The sequence below is a fragment of the Capnocytophaga cynodegmi DSM 19736 genome, from assembly GCF_000379185.1.
Taxonomy (GTDB): domain Bacteria; phylum Bacteroidota; class Bacteroidia; order Flavobacteriales; family Flavobacteriaceae; genus Capnocytophaga; species Capnocytophaga cynodegmi.
The window spans coordinates 197,608-217,500 of record NZ_KB900704.1; the positions used below are offsets into that span (position 1 = coordinate 197,608).

Annotated in this window: 16 protein-coding genes; 8 read left to right on the forward strand and 8 right to left on the reverse strand. The window is 33.0% G+C overall.

Annotation, left to right across the window (positions count from 1 at the left end; all coding sequences use genetic code 11):
* Window positions 1–47: 47 nt before the first annotated feature.
* Both secA and YW9_RS0102100 read right to left on the reverse strand, forming a co-directional pair.
* Window positions 48–3,407 carry a preprotein translocase subunit SecA gene (gene secA, locus YW9_RS0102095; protein ID WP_018278524.1) on the reverse strand — a complete coding sequence of 1,120 codons (3,360 nt, stop codon included), beginning with the start codon at window positions 3,405–3,407 and terminating at the stop codon, window positions 48–50.
* A 173-nt stretch (window positions 3,408–3,580) separates the two neighbouring features.
* Window positions 3,581–3,802, reverse strand: coding sequence for a DUF2795 domain-containing protein (locus tag YW9_RS0102100; protein ID WP_026193747.1), 222 nt, complete (start codon window positions 3,800–3,802; stop codon window positions 3,581–3,583).
* A 211-nt stretch (window positions 3,803–4,013) separates the two neighbouring features.
* Between YW9_RS0102100 and bshC the strand changes: the two genes are divergently transcribed.
* Window positions 4,014–5,615: a bacillithiol biosynthesis cysteine-adding enzyme BshC gene (gene bshC / locus YW9_RS0102105; protein WP_018278526.1), complete on the forward strand. Its 1,602-nt coding sequence runs from the start codon at window positions 4,014–4,016 to the stop codon at window positions 5,613–5,615.
* Between the two features lie 29 nt (window positions 5,616–5,644).
* Entirely contained in the window at window positions 5,645–6,247 is a 603-nt protein-coding gene (locus YW9_RS0102110) for a SprT-like domain-containing protein (RefSeq protein ID WP_018278527.1), read from the forward strand.
* Here the strand turns inward: YW9_RS0102110 and YW9_RS0102115 are convergent.
* Window positions 6,242–6,961 (reverse strand): CDP-alcohol phosphatidyltransferase family protein, encoded by a 720-nt coding sequence (locus tag YW9_RS0102115; RefSeq protein ID WP_018278528.1) that lies wholly within the window; start codon window positions 6,959–6,961, stop codon window positions 6,242–6,244. The genes YW9_RS0102110 and YW9_RS0102115 overlap by 6 nt on opposite strands.
* 69 nt (window positions 6,962–7,030) lie before the next feature.
* Window positions 7,031–7,846: an FKBP-type peptidyl-prolyl cis-trans isomerase gene (locus YW9_RS0102120; protein ID WP_026193748.1), complete on the reverse strand. Its 816-nt coding sequence runs from the start codon at window positions 7,844–7,846 to the stop codon at window positions 7,031–7,033.
* 89 nt (window positions 7,847–7,935) lie between these two features.
* Between YW9_RS0102120 and YW9_RS0102125 the strand changes: the two genes are divergently transcribed.
* A complete protein-coding gene (locus tag YW9_RS0102125; protein WP_018278530.1) occupies window positions 7,936–8,331 on the forward strand; it encodes an RNA-binding S4 domain-containing protein in 396 nt (131 codons plus the stop codon).
* 74 nt (window positions 8,332–8,405) lie between these two features.
* Here YW9_RS0102125 and YW9_RS0102130 read toward each other — a convergent pair whose 3' ends face one another.
* From YW9_RS0102130 to YW9_RS13765, 4 genes are all read right to left on the reverse strand, one after another.
* Window positions 8,406–9,155 (reverse strand): LEM-3-like GIY-YIG domain-containing protein, encoded by a 750-nt coding sequence (locus tag YW9_RS0102130; protein WP_018278531.1) that lies wholly within the window; start codon window positions 9,153–9,155, stop codon window positions 8,406–8,408.
* Window positions 9,156–9,177: 22 nt separating this feature from the next.
* The gene (locus YW9_RS12405) at window positions 9,178–10,821 is read right to left on the reverse strand and encodes a hypothetical protein (protein ID WP_018278532.1); all 1,644 of its coding nucleotides are present in this window, start codon (window positions 10,819–10,821) and stop codon (window positions 9,178–9,180) included.
* A gap of 364 nt (window positions 10,822–11,185) precedes the next feature.
* The gene (locus YW9_RS0102140) at window positions 11,186–11,653 is read right to left on the reverse strand and encodes a hypothetical protein (protein WP_018278533.1); all 468 of its coding nucleotides are present in this window, start codon (window positions 11,651–11,653) and stop codon (window positions 11,186–11,188) included.
* 106 nt (window positions 11,654–11,759) lie between these two features.
* Window positions 11,760–11,891 carry a methyltransferase gene (locus tag YW9_RS13765; RefSeq protein ID WP_081615882.1) on the reverse strand — a complete coding sequence of 44 codons (132 nt, stop codon included), beginning with the start codon at window positions 11,889–11,891 and terminating at the stop codon, window positions 11,760–11,762.
* Window positions 11,892–12,217: 326 nt separating this feature from the next.
* Here YW9_RS13765 and YW9_RS0102145 point away from each other — a divergent pair, with 326 nt between their 5' ends.
* The 5 genes from YW9_RS0102145 (at window position 12,218) to YW9_RS0102170 (ending at window position 19,847) form a co-directional block, all read left to right on the forward strand.
* On the forward strand, window positions 12,218–13,015 hold the full coding sequence (locus tag YW9_RS0102145) for a Mur ligase domain-containing protein (RefSeq protein ID WP_018278534.1): 798 nt from the start codon (window positions 12,218–12,220) through the stop codon (window positions 13,013–13,015).
* Window positions 13,016–13,218: 203 nt separating this feature from the next.
* Window positions 13,219–15,663 carry an endopeptidase La gene (gene lon, locus YW9_RS0102150; protein WP_041997365.1) on the forward strand — a complete coding sequence of 815 codons (2,445 nt, stop codon included), beginning with the start codon at window positions 13,219–13,221 and terminating at the stop codon, window positions 15,661–15,663.
* A gap of 120 nt (window positions 15,664–15,783) precedes the next feature.
* Window positions 15,784–16,179 carry a DUF4112 domain-containing protein gene (locus tag YW9_RS0102155; RefSeq protein ID WP_052456961.1) on the forward strand — a complete coding sequence of 132 codons (396 nt, stop codon included), beginning with the start codon at window positions 15,784–15,786 and terminating at the stop codon, window positions 16,177–16,179.
* Window positions 16,180–16,369: 190 nt separating this feature from the next.
* On the forward strand, window positions 16,370–17,557 hold the full coding sequence (locus tag YW9_RS0102165) for a PNGase F N-terminal domain-containing protein (RefSeq protein ID WP_018278538.1): 1,188 nt from the start codon (window positions 16,370–16,372) through the stop codon (window positions 17,555–17,557).
* 250 nt (window positions 17,558–17,807) lie between these two features.
* Window positions 17,808–19,847 (forward strand): hypothetical protein, encoded by a 2,040-nt coding sequence (locus YW9_RS0102170; protein WP_018278539.1) that lies wholly within the window; start codon window positions 17,808–17,810, stop codon window positions 19,845–19,847.
* Window positions 19,848–19,893 lie beyond the last annotated feature (46 nt).

The window sequence follows — 19,893 nt, forward strand, 5'->3', positions numbered from 1 at the left end:
AAAAAATAGTCCTGAAAATCAGGACTATTTTTTTATCTATAATGTAATTAGCTATTAGGCAAAACTACCCATTCTCCTTTTTCGATAAGAGGTAAAGCTTGTTTGTATTTCATTTCTTTACGCTCTCCTGTTCGGATATTTTGAATGGTAACTCGTTCATTTCTATTAATTTTAGGTTGCTCACGAACGATAGTTTCAACCACTTGCGGACGTTGCTGTGTCTGCTCCATTGCCTGTCGATGGCGACTTGCTATTTCATCACTATTCAAAACTTCCTCTTTTGAAGTTTGATAATTTTCGGGTTCTTGAGAAATCCTTGCTTCTTCCACAGGTTGTGTTTGTTGTGGTAACTCTGCTTTAAACAAGAACGAAACGATTTCTTTATTTACCTTATCAATCATCGTTTTGAAAAGTTCAAAGGCTTCAAACTTATAGATTAACAGCGGATCTTTCTGCTCGTGAACTGCCAACTGAACTGATTGTTTCAACTCATCCATTCGGCGTAAGTGCATTTTCCATTCCTCATCGATAATCGCTAAAGTAATATTCTTTTCAAAATCATTAATTAATTGTTTACCATTGGTTTCGTAAGCTTCTTTTAAGTCCGTAACGATATTAAGTGCTTTTTGACCATCTGTAAAAGGAACTACGATACGCTCGTACGTATTTGATGGATTTTCATAAACATTCTTTATCACAGGAAAAGCTATTTCTGCGCTTTTCTCTGTTCTTTGATGATAATGAGCCAAGACTTCTTTATATAATTTGAAAACCAAATCATTAGCTGAGGTTTTCGCAAACTCTGACTCAGTAATTTGTGTTTTCAAAGCAAAATATTTAATCAACTCATACTCAAAGTTCTTGTAATTATTTCCACCTTTATTCCCCTGTACTATTACCTCACAAGTATCAAAAATCATATTTGCCAAATCCACTTTAAGGCGTTCTCCTTCCAAAGCGTGACGACGACGTTTGTAAATCACTTCTCTTTGAGCATTCATCACATCGTCATATTCCAGCAAACGTTTACGGATTCCAAAGTTATTTTCCTCTACTTTTTTCTGTGCGGCTTCAATACGTTTGGTCATAATAGAATGTTGAATCACATCGCCTTCCTTATGTCCCAAATTATCCATCAATTTAGCAATACGCTCAGAACCAAATAGTCGCATCAGATTATCTTCCAAAGAAACATAGAAGAGTGAACTTCCTGGGTCTCCTTGACGACCTGAACGCCCTCTAAGCTGTCTGTCCACTCGGCGTGAATCGTGGCGTTCCGTTCCGATAATTGCCAAACCTCCAGCAGCCTTTACTTCAGGCGTAAGTTTAATATCCGTTCCTCGACCAGCCATATTCGTTGCAATTGTTACCACACCAGGTTGCCCTGCTTCTGCCACAATGTCAGCTTCTTTTTTATGTAACTTAGCATTCAATACGTTATGTTTAATCTTACGCATTGTAAGCATTCGGCTTAGCAATTCAGAAACCTCCACCGATGTTGTACCAATAAGCACAGGACGCCCCGCTTCTGACAAACGCACAACCTCCTCAATTACAGCATTATATTTTTCACGCTTTGTTTTGTAAATCAAATCATTTTGGTCTTTACGTGCAATTGGTCGGTTTGTTGGAATTTCCATTACATCTAATTTGTAAATTTCCCAAAACTCCCCAGCTTCCGTAATTGCAGTACCTGTCATTCCCGAAAGTTTATTGTACATACGGAAATAATTTTGCAACGTAATTGTAGCATAAGTTTGTGTTGCTGCCTCAATTTTTACATTTTCCTTAGCTTCAATAGCTTGATGTAATCCATCAGAATAACGGCGACCATCCATAATACGTCCCGTTTGTTCATCAACAATCAAAACTTTATTGTCAATTACCACATATTCAACATCTTTTTCAAATAATGTATATGCTTTCAACAATTGATTAAGTGTGTGAATACGCTCACTTTTTACACTAAATTCTTGGAAAAGTTTTTCTTTCAAAGCAGCTTCTTCCTCAATTGGAAGATTTTGTTTCTCAATATTTGTTATTTCGATACTAACATCAGGAAGTACAAAGAAATTTTTATCTCCATCAAAAGAAATATCAGCAAACCCTTTGTCTGTCAGCTCAATTTGATTATTTTTTTCATCAATCACGAAATAAAGTTCTTCATCAACTTTTGGCATTTCGCGATTGTTATCCTGCATATAATAATTTTCAGTTTTTTGAAGAAGTTGCTTCACTCCTTCTTCACTTAAAAACTTGATAAGTGCCTTATTCTTAGGCAATCCACGATGCACACGAAGCAACAAGAAACCTCCTTCTTTAGTATTTCCTTCTGCGATGAGTTTACGTGCATCAGCAAGAACTTTTGTTAAATATTGTCTTTGTTTTGAAACTAAATCAGAAACAATTGGTTTTAACTCGTTAAACTCGTGATATTCTCCCTTAGGTGTTGGTCCTGAAATGATTAGTGGAGTACGTGCATCATCAACTAACACAGAATCCACCTCATCGACAATGGCATAATTATGAGCACGTTGAACCAAATCAGCGGAAGTATGTGCCATATTGTCACGTAAATAGTCGAAACCAAATTCGTTATTTGTTCCGTAAGTGATATCAGCATTGTATGCCCTACGTCTTTCTTCGGAGTTAGGTCGGTGATTATCAATACAATCTACACGCATTCCGTGAAACTCAAACAACGGAGCCATCCACGCACTATCCCTTCTTGCTAAGTAATCATTCACGGTCACCAAGTGAACTCCATTTCCTGTTAAAGCGTTCAAATATACAGGCAATGTTGCTACAAGTGTCTTACCCTCACCTGTTTGCATTTCCGCAATCTTCCCTTGATGTAAAGCGATTCCTCCGATAAGTTGCACATCGTAATGCACCATATCCCACGTAACTTCCTTACCTGCTGCGTCCCACGAATTTTTCCAAATGGCTTTATCTTCATCAAGGCTCACATAACTTTTTGTTGCAGAAAGTTCTCTATCATAAGGAGTTGCAGTTACAGTAAGTATCTGATTATTAGCGAATCGTTTTGAAGTTTCCTTAACAACAGCAAAAGCTTCTGGTAAAATTTCATTGAGTGTTTTCTCTGAAACTTCGTATGCTTCGGTATTTAACTTATCTATTTCAGTATACAAATCTTCCTTTTTATCAATATCTTCGGTTTGATTTGCTTGTTGCTGTAAATCAAAGATTTTGGCATCTATTTCTGCCCTTGCTCCTTTGATTTTTTCTTTAAATTCAATAGTTTTTGCACGAAGCTCATCGTTAGAAATATTCTCTAACTGACTGGCGTAAGCCTTTATTTTCTCAACAATAGGCTGAATTGCCTTTAAGTCTTTCTTTGCCTTATCACCTACAAAAATTTTTATTAGTGAATTTACAATATTCATATATATTTAATTAAAAACGAAATTATTAATAATCTACATTTATTTTTGAATCTCTGCCAGAATTTCCCAATAAGTGTACCATATTTAGGAAAACTGACAAAAATTCAGGATTTTATTAAAAACAAAAAAGTCTCTTATCTTTCAAGAGACTTTTCCTTTATATTCAAAACACATTAATATTCATCTTCATTCCAAAAGTAATCCTCATCAGAAGGATAATCTGGCCAAATTTCTTCAATTGACTCATACATATCGCCTTCATCTTCAAGAGATTGAAGATTCTCAACAACTTCCATTGGAGCTCCAGTTCTGATTGCATAATCAATTAATTCATCTTTGGTTGCAGGCCAAGGTGCATCACTCAAATATGATGCAAGTTCTAATGTCCAATACATAATTCCTCTGGTATTAATTTTTTGTTCTATTGAATTTTTTTGCAAAAGTAATTTTATTTTTCAATTATACAAACATTTTAAGTTTTTTATTTTCACATACTGATAAAAATTAAAAATTAACATCTAATATCTCGATTTACGTAAAAATATTTCTTAAATAACTACTCTGTATTGATAAATTTAATATTTTTGCAACATAATTAATAAATATATGATTGTAAGCCAAATCCCGTTGAAACAAACTCACTTTTTTTCTTCTCTTATGAGTGACTATGTACTTGAAAAAGAGGAGTTACGTAGCTTTTATAATCACTTTCCGAGCGTTTCAAACTTCAAAAAACAAATTGAAGAAAAGCAAAATAGCTTTAGCAATGAAGCAAGAGTTCGGTTGATTAATTCCATAAAAGAGCAGTATTCTGAAATGAAAACCTCTTCAAAAGTATTGGAAAATATTGAGCTTTTGGGTAAAAAAAATACATTTACAATTACAACGGGGCATCAGTTGAGTCTTTTTACTGGGCATCTTTATTTCATATACAAAATTGTATCCACAATCAATACAGCCAAAATTCTTTCTGAAAAATATCCTGATTTTAATTTTGTTCCAATATATTGGATGGCTACTGAAGATCACGACTTTGAGGAAATTAATCATTTTCATTTACAAAACCAAAGTCTGTACTGGAATAGCTCAGAAAAGGGAATGACGGGAGCATTCAAAACTGATTCTTTAGAAAAAGTTTTTGAGGTATTTGAAAGTTCAATTGGTGTTGGAAAAAATGCTGATTTTCTGAAAAATCTATTCAAATCCAGTTATTTAGAACATAATAATATTGCTTGTGCCACTCGTTTTTTAGTAAACGCTCTGTTTGAACAATATGGCGTAGTAGTTGTAGATGGAAATCATCACGAACTTAAAAAATCTTTTATTCCTTACATTAAAAACGATTTGTTCAAAAACACTGCTTATCAAGAAGTTACAAAAACTATTTCAGAACTTGAAGACAAAAACAAAACGTATCCTATACAAGTAAATCCACGTGAAATCAATCTATTTTACCTTACTGAAAATGGTAGAAATCGCATTGTTGCCTCTGAAAATGGATTTGAAGTTCATCAAACAGACATTTTTTTTAGTAAAAGTGAAATTCTTGAGGAATTAGAAAATTATCCTGAACGTTTTTCTCCAAACGTAATTATGCGACCTCTGTATCAAGAAGTTATCTTACCTAATTTGGCTTATATCGGCGGAGGTGGAGAAATTGCTTATTGGCTGGAACTCAAACGTTTTTTTGAAATAGAAAAGATTCCTTTTCCAATATTGATGCTTCGAAATTCAGCTTTATTAGTATCTAAAAATCAGTATAATAAAATAAAAAAACTGAATGTTTCTATAACAGATTTATTTCTGAAAACGGAAGATTTAAAAGATAAAAAAGTCAGAGAACTTAGCGAGTTTCCGATTGATTTCACTCAGCAGAAAAACGCTCTACAAAAACAATTTTCAGACTTATATTTAATTGCCGAAAAAACAGATGCTTCTTTTAAAAATGCCGTCAAAGCCCAAGAAGTAAAGCAACTAAAAGGATTAGAAAATCTTGAAAAACGACTACTTAAAGCTCAAAAGCGAAAATTTTCTGATGAAATACAACGCACAATTCTTCTGAAAAATGAGCTATTTCCAAATAACTCATTACAAGAACGTTATTGTAATTTCTCAGATTTTTACATACAGCAAGGTACAGATTTTATCCCTAATTTGATTGAAAACTTCAATCCGTTTGAATTTAAGTTCTTGGTAATGACCTACTAATCAATTTTTTGTATCTTTCTTCTAACGAAATGGAACATATACTTGCAAAATATCTACCTGAAAATGCGGTTTTACCTTGTTTTGAACTCATCAAACTACATAAAATACATCTAAAAATTGTAAATGAACGAAAAACAAGGCACGGAGATTACAGACAACTACCTAACGGACAACATCTTATAACCATAAACACTAATAGCAACAAGTATCGCTTTTTAATCACACTTATTCACGAAATTGCTCATTTAGTAGCTTTTGAAAAATTTAGTAAACAAATAAAACCCCACGGAAACGAGTGGAAATACACTTTTCGTATGTTGATGTTGCCTTTCATTTCTCCTGATATTTTTCCGCAGAAACTATTAGGGATTGTCGCCAATCATTTTAAAAATCCGTCCGCAAGTAGTGATATTGACCCCGTTTTATCAATTGCTCTAAAAGATTTTGACAGTAAAGAGGAAATGGAAAATTTTGTCTTTGAATTACCTATGGGAGCTATATTTCGCACACAAGATGGAAGAGTTTTTCAAAAAGGCAAAAAAAGAATTAAATGTTACGAATGTATGGAAATACAGACGAGAAAAATTTATATTTTTCAGCCTCACGCTATAATAGAACCTTTAAAGTCATAGCTTGTTGCTATATTTGTCCTGAAAGATAGAAATAAAAATATAGAAAACAATAATTACAGGAACAGCGATAAGTTTAAAAGACAACAAACCTAATATACTTATTATCAAAAATATATACCTTATCTTATTATTCTGAAATAAATAATCTTTAAATTTCAATGCAAACAATGGAACTTCAGCATTTAACATATAGCTACTCAAGAGAGTAATCCCAGTCAAAATCCACGTATTTTGCAAAATATTTTCGAGAAAATCAGTAGAATGATATTGTAAAATTACTGGTAAAGACAGGATAAACAACGCATTAGCAGGAGTTGGTAAACCTATAAAACCAGTTGTTTGACGGGTATCGATATTAAATTTTGCTAATCTGTAAGCTGAAGCCAAAGTAATGAAAAATCCAAAATAGGGAAATATTTCTGCAAACAAACCATTATTCTGAAGCACAAAATTACTTTTTGAAAGAAGTTGAAACATTCCCACGCCAGGAACCACTCCTGAAGTTACCATATCCGCCAAAGAATCCAACTGCAATCCCAAATCAGATTTTACATTCAGAAGACGTGCAAAAAATCCATCAAAAAAATCAAAAAATATACCTAAAGCCACAAAAAAGAAAGTCCAATCCAGTTTGTTCTGAACAGCCAAAACAACAGCTATTGTGCCACAAAACAAATTTAATAGCGTAATAATGTTAGGAATTTGTTTTCTCATTTCTCTAAAAAAGAACACATAAGAAAAAGAGACTAAACTCTCATCTTATGTGTTTATATTCTACTTTTTTTATTTACACTTATCTTTATCCAAATAATCTGGAATACCATCTTTATCGCAGTCTGGCAATGTAACTATCCCATAATCATCACGTTTGATTTCCTTAATAGAAGGAATATTATCTCCGTCGTGGTCTGCATTTCTGGTTTTTATTAAATGTATTGTAAATATCAACGGAGAATATGCAGGAATTTTTGAAGTTGCCGAACTAAAATAAGCTACACCCGATGGCATAAAGAAGACCCCTACTCCACCATCTTTTGGGACGTTTAGTGTTCCATCGGTATTAGAAATCACTCCTGATTTTGAATCTTTTAACAATGAAACCGCCTCTCTAAATCCCATAACACTTCCGTTATTTCTTTCGCTTCTGGTGCCAAGCAAATCCCACCAATTGGATTTTGTATAACCTATAGTTCTATCGAATTCCTTTCCGTTTAGCAATTGTCCTTTGTAAGCTATGAAAACAGAATCTGCAACGGTTGATTTTTGTCCACTACCCTCTTGTACAGGCAGATAATACAACTTATGACGTACTTTATTGTTATTTGCATCATAAACATCAAGCTCTATGTTTTTAACTTTCTCAAACAAAGAAGCCTCTTTTGCATTCTTCCCTGCGATGGTATCTAATATAACTTCATTATTTTCAAACTTATAGAAATGTGTTTTTAGATACGACACGATTGAAGCCTCGTTTTCGTCTCGTACCTCCGTCACATCACGAGGAGGAGTTATCTTTTTCTCATTATCATCGTCTTTTTTACAAGAAACTGCCATCAATACTGATAACAAACTGATACTTAATATAGTTTTTCTTATCATACAAAAATTATATTTTTTTGAGGGTGCAAGATACGAAATTATATTATTTTTGCACCATACTTTATAAATATTTAATACCAAAGATTTTTATGAGGATTGACAAATTCTTGTGGTGTGTACGTTATTTTAAAACACGAAATATCGCTACCGAAGCCTGTAAAAAAGGACATATACGAATTAATGGAGAGACTGTTAAACCATCACGAGAAGTTTTCGTTGGGGATAAAATTGTTGTCCGCAAAAATCAGATTAACTATGAGTTAAAGGTTTTGGATATTCCCCTTTCAAGAGTTGGAGCGAAGTTAGTGGATGTATACCGACACGATTTAACTCCCCAAGAAGCCTTTGAACAAGCTGAAATACAAAAACTTGCACAAGAATATTACCGACAAAAAGGCGAAGGACGACCCACTAAAAAAGACCGCCGTGCTATTGACAATCTACTCAACGAAATTGATGATGACGATGATTTTTTTGATGAGTAAATAAAAACACCTCCAAAAGTTATACAATTTGGAGGCAATGATTTTACTAGTCCCTTCTATATTCAGGCTGTATATTACGTATATCGTACGGGATTGGCACTCCCTTTTTTACTAAATCCTTTGGGGACTCGTTTTCTTAAATATAGATTTTGTACCTCTTTGGAAGCCCTTTCGCCAACGAACCCAACTCTGTCAGGGACTTCGTGATCAAAATCAGGAAAGTTTTCTCTGGTAGCCTCTCTCCACTCCAAAGGCTTAAAAACACCTATAATAATACCATTCTTCACAGCTAAAACATACTCTGATTTTCTAGCTCTTTTAATACTCAGTTTCCAAGAAAAACGAACTTTTTGGTAAATATCATCTACTTCATGGTTATAATTATTAATAGTTATCAATATCATATTATGCTTAAAAACAGCCTCTTCAGCAGTGTATTTTTCTTCTATTTGTTCGGATGTCATCATTCCAAAATCATCACTCTTATGACCTCTTACTAAATTGGTTAATTCACCATCTTCACCATAAGCATCAATCAAAGCACTTTCCACTTCAAAAGCTGTATTTTCGCTCATTCCGTGACGATGAATAATGTGCTTTACCTGAAATTTTGCTTTTTGAATTTCCCTAATTTTATCATATTTCAAACTAACAGCGTCATCCCCTTTTTCATTAAATGATAAAGCTGTTTTTATGTGATTAAAAACGCGGTTTCCTTTACCTTTCCCCACATAGAATGTTTTGCTATTACGAGGGTCAATAAGCCGATAGACATAGTAATTTAAGTTTTCCGCTACTTCTGGTTTAAATTCTGTTACATTCACCTTTCAATTGTTTTCACGTTAATTAAAAATGACTCAATCCATTTTGGATACCATAATAGGTCTGTTGTTCCTTACGTGTTAAATGTTGAAGTACCTCAGATTCTGGGTCTTGATTTTTACGGATATCTTTAATGTTTTCAATTATTTCACGTATTTCTAAAAGTATTTTAGATATTTTCTCTTTATCAGGGGAAGTTACTGCATTAGAGTAAAATCTTCCATTTTTTGTGTATTTTTTTTGTATTGACTCTAAAATAGCTATTTTTATACTTGCTTTTGCTAGCAAAGAACGATAGTTTTGTAGAACTTTCTTTTCTTCAACATTTAGCTCTTTGGGTAATTCTTTCATTAGACGACCAAAACCTTCCTTCTCATCTCCTGTTTTAGCTCTGTTGATAAAGGAATAAGCTTGTCCCCAAAGTCTGTACATTTGCCCAGTTTTCACACTCTTAACAATGATATCTGAATCATAATTAGAAGAAGAATTTATAATTATTTCGAACTTTTCTGTAGGAGCTACAGAACTTAGCTTCATATAACTTCCCTTTTCATAGTCTACTTCATCTTCTATACTCTCTATAGGATACATTCCAATCATTCTTTTTCTGGATAATTCATCAGAAAATTGCCCATCACGCTTCATTGTTGCTAATTGCTCAATTTTTGTAATTGTTGATTTTACAAAAACTACATGCTTTTTTGATTTTTGTTCTCCCTCTATAAAATTCAAAAGTCTCCCCCCTTCTATGACATAAAATTTATCAGTTTCCTTTTCTTGTATTAATTGATAAACTTCTCTATCATTCAACCGTACTAGTGGATTCACATCATACTTGTATGTACTAATATCATTAGATGAAAGTACTTCATACAATTTAGGTTTTACTTTGAAATGTTCTACAATTTTACAATAGTCATTTATAATAATGAAAGTACCATTTAGCTGGTTATACTTTAAAGGAACAGTATCTACCTGAATAACCTTTTCTCGTATTGTTGTTGGTGACAGTATAATCCCTTTCTCTGTCTTACTCATTGACTCCAATTCTGTCAATTTTCTTTTATAGGTTTTAACCTGATAATTTTCAGATGGTGCCTTGAATTCTAGTTGGTCTACGTATCTTTTATAAAGTCCTAACAAACTTACACTCCCTCTCACTTTACCATTTTCATACAAGGGACTTAGAAGATGAGTAATCCAACCCCCTGTTTGTGGATTCATAGTTTTGAATTGAGAAGGAAAAGAATGTTTATCAGCTATTTCTTGAACTTTCTTCATATACTCCTCTTTTTTATTTCTTTTGTCTTTTGAACTCAAATTCAAGTACTCATCAATTATTAGTGAAATTTTTTTAATTTCATCATATTTACCTTTTTTTTCCTCATAATGAACCATATATTCCTGATATTCTTTCTCATAAGGTTTTAGTTCTTCTAAACTTCTTTGATAAATTTTTGATGGAACTTTTCCCTCTATATACTTCGGATAATCCATTTCATTTATAGTTGCTGAGTAAATCTTATCAGGATATTTATGATGGTTTATTGCTATGTATAGCATTTCAGGAGTTATTTTTATTTCTTGAAAAACATCTTCTTTTTCCTGTCCATTCAATACATTTAAAGAAAAAAAGAAGAAAATAATTATAAACGATATATTTTTCATTTGTTAAAAATTTAAAATCACCCCTACTCTATTACAGGCTTTTCGGATTACGCCTTTTTTCAATGAACAAATATTTAATGAACAATTATACAATGAATAAAGAACAATTTTTATAAATAAGTGTTATTCATCATATAATTTTTAATTATTTTTCTCTATTTCTTAGGGTTCAACACCCATTTTTAGCAGTTCAAAACCGCATTTAATCAGTTAAAAACCATATTTACCCCCTAAAAAAAACTATAAACAGTAGTTCAGAACTCCAATTTAGCAATCCAGAAGCTCTTTTTGTTACTACAAAACCCCAAATTACCAGTTCAGAACCGCATTTTATAGCTCCAGAAACCCTATTTTGGCAGTTATATTACTTAGTTGTGCGTTTTCCAGACCTAAAAAACTGACTTAAAGCCTCCCAAATGGATTTAATCCCTGGGATATTCTCTTTGCTTAAAAATCGAATATTTCGGTAAAAACTAAGCGAATTGAAATAATTATCGTGGTCAAGCAACACTTTGGTATCCGAAAGCTGTTCGGCAAGGTTTTCAAGTCGCTGTAAACGAGTTTCAATCTGCGTACGAGCCAGAAAATCACGGTCGTATTCTTCCTTATCTAAAAAACTCGGCACATATTGCGGGTACTGCTCCATCAACTCCTTACATTTGTTTACAAAAAGTTTGTTCTGTTCAGCGATACTGCCATACTGCCTACGCTCATCGGGGGTTAGGTTCACCGTTTTGCCTTTCAGTACGGTTTCAATAGTTTGAAGAGCTGCATCAATCTTACCAAGTTCCTCATCAGTAAAAGATACCTGAATTAAATTTTCAAAAGCCATATCTTGTAGATTTTACGTTGTTATAGTTCGAAGAAAATAAAAATCCGCTCAACAGAGATTCCTCTCCATCAAGCGGATTTACACCTTTTATATATTATATTATTATTTAGCTGTTTATGTGCTGTGCTGTGCTGTGCTGTGCTGTGCTGTGCTGTGCTGTGCTGTGCTGTGCTGTGCTGTGCTGTGCTAAGGCACGTACAAATATACTGATTTTATGTGAATTACACAAATTTTTCATAGTATTTTTATGCTTTCAATTGAGTTAATATGCGGTGCAAATGTATAAAAATTAACATTAAAACCAAATACTTCAAGTAAATTTAACAAAAAAATCAAAGTGATTGGATATCACATTATAGGCAAATCTTCCATTTTCATATCCTTTTCTTCTTTATTTAAAGAATATTGAAACACAGAAATAGGTTATCTTTTGAAAAACAGATATAAAATTGCAAATAAAATAGCTTTAAAACAATATGTTTATTTTTATAACAAACCCTGTTTTGTAAAATAGATTATAAAAGTTACTTTTGCCAATATTTTTATTCTTTATAATCATCAAAAATGCGAGTACATTTCATATTTAATGAAGATATTTTATTACAGAATTTAATGTCTGAACTTTCAAAAACAGATATAGTTACATCAAAAAATGAGGAAATAAACTCAAAAATTGACCTTGTTGTTGTAAGTACAGAACTACCAGAAATTCACCCAGATATATTAAAAGCCAATAGTTTAGGGTTAAAAACTATCTTTTATCCTGAGTTTATTCGTGAATATTTTAAAAATAAAACTCGAGTTGTCATAGCAGGAAATGAAGGCAAGAAAAACATTCTTAAAATGGTGTTGCACACAATGAATTTCCACGATATTCCTATCAGCTTTTTTATTGAAAATAAGATAGATGAAAAGAATTTTCAAATTGTAGAAGATAGTGAATTTGCATTGATTGAAGGTAACGAAAATAGCATAACAAATGACAATCTTCAGGCAAAATTTCTCTCATATCAACCTACAGTTGCCTTAATTTCAGACATTTCTTTCGAAGAAAATTCTGAAAAATATAGCTCTTTTATTGATAGCATTACCAAAGGAGGAATTTTAATCTACAATAAGGAAGATTCTTCGTTAAAAAACATCGTTGAAACTTCTGAAAATCCAATTCGGAAGTTGGAATACAAAACACCTCATTATGAAACAGATGGAAAATCATTATTCTTAACAACTGATGAAGGGCAGCTCCTATTAGAAAATATTCAACCACAAGAAGTTATAAACATAGAAGGAGCAAAATGGATTTGCCAAAATATGGGCATAGACGAAGTAGATTTCTATGAAGCTATGGCTTCTTTCTATTAACTTTCTTCCACAGTAAAACTTTAAAAAATCGTATCTTTTTCTATTTTCATCATTGGCATAACAATTGCAAGATATATATGTTTATTTGTAGTAAAACACAAATAACAAACTGATGTACAGAAATTTATTTAAGTAGAACAATTTTCATTTGTCAGAATCATTCAAACAATCCTGACATAATGACACGTATAAATAATATAGAAATGATAATAGGAAATTTTGACAGCTTTTCGCCAGAATCCTTAGATAGTGATGCAGAATTCATTCCTTTAATGACACCTGAAGATGAGGAGGAAATACAGAATGAATCATTGCCTCAATCGTTGCCTATTTTGCCCTTGCGAAATATGGTTTTATTTCCTGGAGTTGTAATTCCAATTACAGCAGGGAGAGATGCTTCTATCAGGTTAATTAATGAAGCTAATGAAGGCTCAAAAACTATTGGTGTGGTTGCTCAAATTAATGAAAATGTGGAGTTTCCAAAAGGTGAAGATATTTACCATCTGGGTACAGTGGCTCGTATTCTGAGAGTTTTAAAAATGCCTGACGGAAATGTAACCATCATCATACAAGGAAAAAAACGCTTTGAAATAGATACTATTTTAGAAGAAAAACCTTACATAACAGCTACAACCAGAGAAGTAACAGAAACAAAACCGCCTCAGGAGGATAAGGAATTCAACGCCATTATTGATTCTGTAAAAGATGTAGCCACCCAAATTATTCGCGAAAATCCTAACTTGCCATCGGAAGCTACTTTTGCTATCAAAAATATTGAAAGCAACTCTTTTTTGATAAACTTTGTTTCATCAAATATGAATGCTTCTGTTGAAGAAAAACAGGAAGTGTTACAGATAAACGACCTGAAAGAAAGAGCTTTAGCTGTATTAAAATATCTGAATGTAGAACTTCAAAGATTAACGCTTCGTAATGATATTCAGTCGAAAGTACGTTTCGATTTGGACAAACAACAACGAGACTATTTCTTGCAACAACAAATGCGAACCATTCAAGAAGAATTGGGAGGCGTATCCTACGAAGCTGAAATAGATGAACTTAGAGCAAAGGCTAAAACAAAAAAATGGGACACGAAAATCGGAGAACATTTTGAAAAAGAGTTAAGCAAATTACAAAGAACAAATCCGCAAAGTCCTGATTATGGAATTCAACGTAACTATCTGGAAGTAATTTTAGAGCTTCCTTGGAATGAATTCTCAAAAGATAATTTTGACCTAAAACGAGCTCAACGAATTCTCGACCAAGACCACTATGGATTGGAAGAAGTCAAACGCCGAATTATAGAATATTTGGCTGTATTGAAGTTGCGTAATGATATGAAGTCGCCCATTTTGTGTTTTTATGGACCTCCAGGTGTTGGAAAAACTTCATTAGGAAAGTCTATTGCGAAAGCATTAAATAGGGAATATGTGCGTATGTCGCTTGGAGGTCTACGTGATGAAGCAGAGATACGCGGGCACAGGAAAACTTACATAGGTGCAATGCCAGGACGTATTTTGCAACTTCTTAAAAAAGCCAAAACCTCGAATCCTGTTTTTGTACTCGATGAGATTGACAAATTAGGTAACCATCACTCAGGTGACCCTTCTTCTGCTATGTTAGAAGTACTTGACCCTGAGCAAAATAAGGAATTTTACGACAATTTCCTTGAAATGGGTTATGACCTATCCAAAGTGATGTTTGTTGCAACAGCCAATGATTTGGGAAGTATCCAACCAGCTCTTCGTGACCGTATGGAAATCATTAATGTTACAGGCTATACCATTGAGGAAAAAATTGAAATAACAAAAAGACATCTACTTCCAAAACAAATTGAAGAACACGGATTAAAGTCTTCTGATATTCAGTTAGGAAAGAAAGAAATTGAGCGTATTGTAGAAGGGTATACACGTGAGTCAGGAGTTCGAGGACTCGAAAAACAAATAGCAAAAGTAGTTCGAAATAGAGCCAAGTCCATCGCTTTAGAGGAAGAGTATAATGTAAAACTTACGCTCGACGACATAACCAAAATATTGGGTCCAGCTCGAATGGAACGAGATAAATACGAGGATAATGGTGTTGCTGGTGTGGTGACTGGCTTAGCTTGGACAAGTGTTGGAGGTGATATTCTCTTTATTGAATCTACTCTGTCTAAAGGAAAAGGGACACTGAACATTACGGGAAATTTAGGACAAGTAATGAAAGAATCTGCTACCATTGCATTGGAGTATATCAAAGCAAATTCAGAATCGTACAAACTTGATTATAAATTATTTGAAAATTACAACATTCATATTCACGTTCCTGAAGGGGCTACTCCAAAAGATGGACCAAGTGCAGGAATTACGATGCTCACTTCTTTGATGTCTCTTTTCACTCAAAAACGTGTTAAAAAACACTTAGCAATGACTGGAGAAATAACCTTGCGAGGCAAAGTTCTTCCAGTTGGAGGAATCAAAGAAAAAATTTTGGCCGGAAAACGAGCTGGAATAAAAGAAATTATTCTCTGCAAAGAAAATGAAAAGGATATTTTGGAAATCAAAGAAGAATATCTTAAAGGACTTACCTTTCATTATGTTACTGAAATGGACGAAGTAATAAAAATTGCACTTACTGATAAAGATGTAAAAAATAAAAGGAATTTTCAATAAAATAACAATAAAATTAGTTTAAGTTTGCAAGAAAATCATAGAACGCGAAAAAAAGAATTAAAAAAACTTGAGATAGAGAAAAGTACCCATTATCAAATCATTAAAAATACAAAAAAATGGATGGATGACTATCATCTCGATGGATTGATAGGCTTGATTCCTATCGTGGGAGATATTGCAACTCAGTTTTTTAGCTATTCGTTTCTGTATGTGGCTATTGTTAAGGTAAAATCTTACCGATTGACTATGGCTATTTTACTTAATTCCCTGATTGACATACTTGTAGGATTAATCCCGTATGCAGGAATTGTTCTTGATTTTGTGCATCGTTCTTATAAACACAATTTTGAACTGATTGTCGGATTTGTAAATGATGATAAAAAAGTCATTCAACAGGTTAACAGACGAGCATTATGGACAACCATTGGAGTTTTTGTCGTATTAATATTAATTTTCGTGTTGATATGGCTTATAATAACTACTTTTTCAGGATTATATAAATGGATTTTCAACTAAAAAACCCGAGATTTTAAATGTTCATTTTACGGATAAAGCTAAAAAGACACGGCAGTTAAGTCGTGTTTTTATTTTTTTACTTATATATAAAATATTAAGAAATTGCTTCAAAAATAAAAACTTTTTTTCGACAAGAACTTCTTTTTTCGTAATTTTGGCAATCATTTTTGATTAACTAATTAATTTACATATGAAAAAACTTATTTTGAGGGCTTTAGCCTTACTTTTTACAATTTCTTCTTCCGCACAGGAAGCTAAAACTATCAAAGTTTTTGAAAATGCACTTGTCAATTTTTCCGAAAAAGGAGAAGTTTCCTCAGGAATTATTCGCTTACAACAAGGACGATTGTTAGTAAAAAAAGTTACAGTTCCTGAATATCGAAAAGGTACAGATGTTTCCGTTTCTGTTACAATTCGTTCTAATGGAGATACTTGGGACAAATCAGGCTCTTGTTTTGTTTTTAAAAATGAAGATTTAATAAATGTTATCAATGTAGCTCAAGGCAGCAGAAAACTTCCTTCCGAAAGCGGACACAATAATGATTATCAAGGAATTAAATCAGTTACTGGATACGATCTACCCATCGAGGTACTCCGATTTATGACTCCTTTTGGCGTAGGGCATTACAGTGATGAAACAAAATATCCAAGAATGCGGTATTATCGTCCTGTTTCTGTTCCAAAATGGGAAGAAAAAGTGGTTTGGACACAAGATGTTTCTCAATTGGAATCTCTGCTTACAGGAACATTCTACATCGGAATTTGGATTGATACTTGGACTGACAAAGGTTACCTTGCCGATGTTTCTTTAACATATTCTGGTAGACCTCGACCTAAAAAAGTAGTAACCCCTTTGATTAATACAATTTATTATGTAAACGGACAAAAAATACCAGACCTTTTTGCTAAAACAAGCCTAAAACACACTATAAATCTAAAAAAAGATAGTAAAAACACTGAATTATACTATATAACTACAGGTCACGGAGGGCATTCAGGTGGTGACGAATTTATAAAAATTAATAATTCAGTGTATTTTGACACAAAAAAAGTAATTGATTTTATCCCTTGGCGTGATGATTGTGCTTCATTCCGACGTTTTAACCCTTCATCAGGAGTATGGACAAAGAAAGACACTGCAATTGCTTACAATGAAAATTATGAACGCGTTAAAAAAGCTGTTGAAGAACGTTTAGCTTCTTCCGATTTATCGCGTTCCAATTGGTGCCCAGGCTCTTCAGTGGTTCCTGAAAGTGTAAAACTTGGCAATTTAAAAAAAGGAACTCACTCTTTGGAAATTGTAATTCCTGCAACAGCCAACACAGGCGACCAACAAAATCACTGGTTAGTTTCGTGTTACTTGGTTTCTGATAAATAATATTTTATTCCTAAGAAGGCTGTGTAAAAATACAAAGAATTTACACAGCCTTCTATTTTTATTGATTATTTACTAAAATAGCCAATAAAGTTACACTATTTTTTGTCGATAATAAAAAGATATTCTTCTAAAATTAGCCATCGTTCATCTGTTTTAATTCAAAGATTTTCAATTTTTTCTGTGTGTTTATAACAACTATAGTTTCTACTTTTTTTGTTATATTTGCCAACTAAAAATGAAATCTTAATATATGCTAACAATAAAGCGAAGTCATCAATCAATCCGTGAAATCTTTGAAAAATATATGTCTGCTACTGAATTTGAAGACATTGATTTCATCTTTGATTTAGTCTATTATTACCGAACAAAATACACTCCCAAAACACCCATTGTCCGAATTGAAGAATTACTTTCTGAAATACGTGAAGACAAAGCAAAGGCAACGTTTTTAACTCAAAAGTTGTATTCTGTTTTCTCAAAAAAAGAGAAAACCAATCTTTTAATCGATGCTGGTTTGCTCAGCAGCGTTTCTTTCTTCAAAGAGCTTCGTCGCCGACTTTCTCATCAACTTATTCCAGACCAGCCTTCACACAATAGCATACAATATGTTCTGAATCAAATATTTTACAAATCTTCAGATTTTGTTTGGCTAAAGTCTGTTCCTATGGAAGACTGGCACACTCTTTTCGATGTGCTTTCTTTGCCAACGTTTTATGATGATTCCAAAGACAAAGCCACTTCCAAAGAGATTTTGTTATCAATGATGATTCTCTCACAACGAATGGGTGGATTTGCTCTTCAAACTGATGTAATGCGTATGGTTCCAGAATATTCATCACTTGAAAGCCCTTTTATTGCCATTGATGAAGAGCTCAATGCCATACATCGAAATATGGAAGCCAAAAACAAAGCCTATTTGGATATGGAGGAATACAAGTTGGATTATAAACAACTTAACATTCTTTCCGAGCAATGTGAAAACTTTGTAGAACAAGCAGTTAACAACACATCTAAATACGGAATTTCGTTCAGTGTTAATCAAACTCTTCTACTGATTCGTCAGCAAATACAACGAATACGAAAACTTTATAATTTCTTGTTTATCAGCAACGAAGAAGAGAAACGAACAAAAACAATTCAGTTTTATTTGAATTTGGTAAAGACCAATGCTAAAAAAAATAACGTTCGTAAACTAATAAATGATAGTGTTTACAATATCACTTACGAAATTACAAATTACACAGGAAAAACGGGAGAACATTACATTACTTCTGGAAGCAAAGAATATTTCAGTATGTTCAAAACGGCATTGTGGGGTGGTGTTATTGTGGGATTTATGTGTTTAGCAAAATTATTTTTATCCAAATTAAACACAAGTGAATTCATTTATGCATTGAATTATAGTTTGAATTATGCTATTGGATTCGTAATCATTTATTTAGCTGGAGCAACATTAGCCACCAAACAACCCGCTATGACGGCTTCAACTATTGCCAAAACCTTAGAAAACCTAAATACGAACGATAAAAAGAAAAAAGAAAAGCAATATTTAGAATTTTCGGCATTATTTACAAAGCTTTTCCGTTCACAATTTATCGCCTTTGCAGGAAACGTTTTAGCAGCCTTTCCCGTAAGTTTACTACTTATTTGGGGGCTTTTTTATCTAACAGGTTACAACTTAGCTGAATCAAAAAGTGATAAATTACTGGCAGAATTGGATATACGCCAAACGCCTGTTTTTCTGCATTCGTGTATTGCGGGGGTTTTTCTATTTCTTTCTGGAATTATTGCAGGAAATGTGGCAAGTGTTAATAACTTCAACAATTTTTACTATCGATTATCGGAACACCCCGTATTAAAAGGAGTTTTTGGTAAGGAAAAGATGATAAAAATTTCTGGTTGGATGCAAAAAAAATGGCCTGGAATCATTTCTAACATTTGGTTTGGTTTTTTTATGGGTTGTACTGGTGTTGTAGGAACATTTTTAGGATTAGATTTGGATATTCGTCACATTACATTCGCAAGTGGAAGTTTAGCTTTAGGTTTGTTCGGAGCTGGATTTGAGGTAACTTTAAACATATTAGTTTGGACAATTATTGGTATTTTCATCATAGGATTTGGGAATTTTATTGTTAGTTTTTCATTATCTCTGTGGATAGCTTTACGCTCACGTGAAGTTCCTCTTTATGAGTTAAAGAACCTAACTAAATCCGTTTGGATTCGTTTTAAAGAAAACCCTATGGCTTTTTTCTTTCCCGTAGGTAATGGAGAAAAAGATAATCAGAAATAATTTTTTAATCACTTAACAAATTATTTAACAACAAGTTAAACAAAAA